At 70.2% G+C, this 2,168-nt stretch carries 2 protein-coding genes; both read left to right on the top strand.

All coding sequences use genetic code 11. From position 1 onward, the window contains the following. The first annotated feature begins 209 nt into the window (after positions 1-209). The gene (locus tag ACMX2H_RS18855; RefSeq protein ID WP_414962800.1) at positions 210-542 is read left to right on the top strand and encodes a hypothetical protein; all 333 of its coding nucleotides are present in this window, start codon (positions 210-212) and stop codon (positions 540-542) included. 36 nt (positions 543-578) lie between these two features. After that, on the top strand, positions 579-2,114 hold the full coding sequence (locus ACMX2H_RS18850; protein ID WP_414962798.1) for a hypothetical protein: 1,536 nt from the start codon (positions 579-581) through the stop codon (positions 2,112-2,114). The last annotated feature ends 54 nt before the right edge of the window (positions 2,115-2,168 follow it).

The following is a 2,168-nucleotide window of genomic DNA, read 5'->3' as shown; positions in this document are numbered from 1 at the left end:
CGCGATAGCGGGGGTGACTTCTGCCAAGGAGACGCGGGGAATTTCAGCCATGGCCCTTATTCTCCCATGTTCAACGCCGCCGTTTCCTGCGTGACTTCGCCTCCACAACGGTGCTGCACCCGCCGCCGTACACATCGCCGGATGACCAATGCCGCCGCGGCTGGCGCCGGGCCTAGCGTCGAAACTGGAGGCGTGAAGGAGGTCTGGTGATGTTTTGGCAAACAACGACGGCGGAGGCCGGGTGGGGCGGGCCGCCCGGCCCGGGGTGGGGGCCGGCTTCCGGCAGGCTCCTGTCCTGCGAGCAGGAACTGCTGGGTGTGCGCGCTGATCTGATGGCGTCCGCGCAGGCATGGGTCTCACCGGCCGGCAAGGCTTTCAGGGAGCGGCTTTACGAGTACCGCACCAAGATGGCTGAGTCAGCAGAATTGCTGCGATGGGCGGCCGTTGCGCTTGACGCTGTGAACGCGGCGATCGACGCTGCAGACGCGGCGGCTGGTGTTGCCAAAGCAGCGGAGGCCGCCCTGCACCGCCGAACGCCGTGACGCCTCTGTCTGCCTGCATATCATCGGGGATGTCCGGTGACTGAGACCGAATGGCTGCCCGGCGGAGCCCGGTGGTGGGAAGGCGGGGCGGGGTACCGCAGCTATGACGGCTACCGGGTGGCCGGCGGCATCGGCGGCATAACGTTTGAATGGCAGGAGCTCGCGTCGGCCGCAACCAGGCTCGAAGCCGCCGTTGCCGCGATCAACGGGCTGTGGCGGCAGGTTCTGGCCGTACAGCTGCTGCTGACTGATCCGCGCTGGATGCTGTTGCCGGAGCGAATGGCAGCCGAAGCCGCGGTGCAGGAAGCCGCGAGATCCTTGGCCGTTCTCGCCGAGCGCTGCGGAACATTGGCGGCACAGGTCCGGCTGGCCCACGGGACCTATCGGGCCGCGGAGCAGGCTGCCGCCGGTGGGATGCAGGCGATTGCCTCGGCGTCCTGGTGGTTCACGGTTCCCCTCGGCATGGCCGCCAACGAAGGCCGGCCCACGCTGGCCGGAGGCGAGCGGCTGCTGAACCAGGCACCGGCCGCGCTCGCCGGGGTGCTGGGTGGTCCGGCGGCGGGCGTACTGCTGCGGGATCGCCGGCATGGCGGCCTGTGGGAAGAGTCCGTGAGCCGGCACTTCGCGGTCTTGCTGGGCGCGGCGGCCCAGCGCGCCGGCCTGTTGCACGGTTCCCGGATCGAGATCGAGCGCGTAAACACACAGGCCGAAGCAGTCGAACCGGCACCGGCTTCGCTGGCGGGGCTGCTCGAACGGACCGCCGTCGCCGCTGACGCCGGCGACGGAACTGTGGAGATCCTTGAGTTGGAGTCCGGCGGCCAGAAGCGTTGGGTGGTAGCCCTTCCCGGCACGCAGGCAGCGGGCACCGTCCAGCCGACGGAGAATCCGTTCGACGAGTCCGGCATCGCCGAAGCGGTCACGGCCGGCAGCCCGTTTGTTGCGGACGCCGTGTCGCGGGCACTCCGGGAAGCGGGCGCCGGCGCGGACGATCTAGTGGTGTTGACCGGCTACAGCCAGGGCGGCATCCATGCCATGAACCTCGCCGCCGATCCGGCTTTCCTGGCCGAGCACAACGTGGGATTCGTGCTGACCGCCGGATCGCCCGTCGCCGGCATCGCGGCCGGACCCGGCATCCGCAGCGTCCACCTAAAGCATGTGCAGGACTGGGTTCCGGGCGCGGATGCCGGTCCCAACCCGGACCGGCGCGAACAGATCACCGTGACGCTGACCGATCACGTGGCGACTCCGGATGGTGCGGACGTCGGGCTGGGGCCCGGCCACGATCTGCAGAACTACGTGCAGGGTGCCCGCCAACTGGAGGGGAGCGCGGACCCTTCGGTGCAGGATGCGGCGGCGTATCTGGGCGCAGCGCTCGCCGGCGGTGCGGCCCGGCAGCATCTGTTCTCGCTGCGCCGCGCCCAGCCGGATGGCGGACAAACGCCGCGGGCGGGTTCGGCGGTCGGCCGCACAGCCCAGGAGAGGGCTGGTGCCGGCGGGCAGACGGCCCCGGCGGCCGGCAACACGCCGCACCAGCGGAGCGGCATGGGTGTGCAGCGGAAGGCGGGGCGTTGACTTAGCGGCTGCGGGTCAGCGTGCCGGCCACCAGAGACACCACGCTGATGATCA

This window comes from Arthrobacter sulfonylureivorans (assembly GCF_047607445.1).
In the GTDB taxonomy this organism is placed as follows: domain Bacteria; phylum Actinomycetota; class Actinomycetes; order Actinomycetales; family Micrococcaceae; genus Crystallibacter; species Crystallibacter sulfonylureivorans_A.
This window is presented reverse-complemented; position numbering and strand designations above follow the sequence as displayed.

Coding starts and splice junctions, on each gene's coding strand:
- ACMX2H_RS18855 (WP_414962800.1), top strand. CDS start 210: ATGTTTTGGCAAACAACGACGGCGGAGGCCGGGTGGGGCGGGCCGCCC.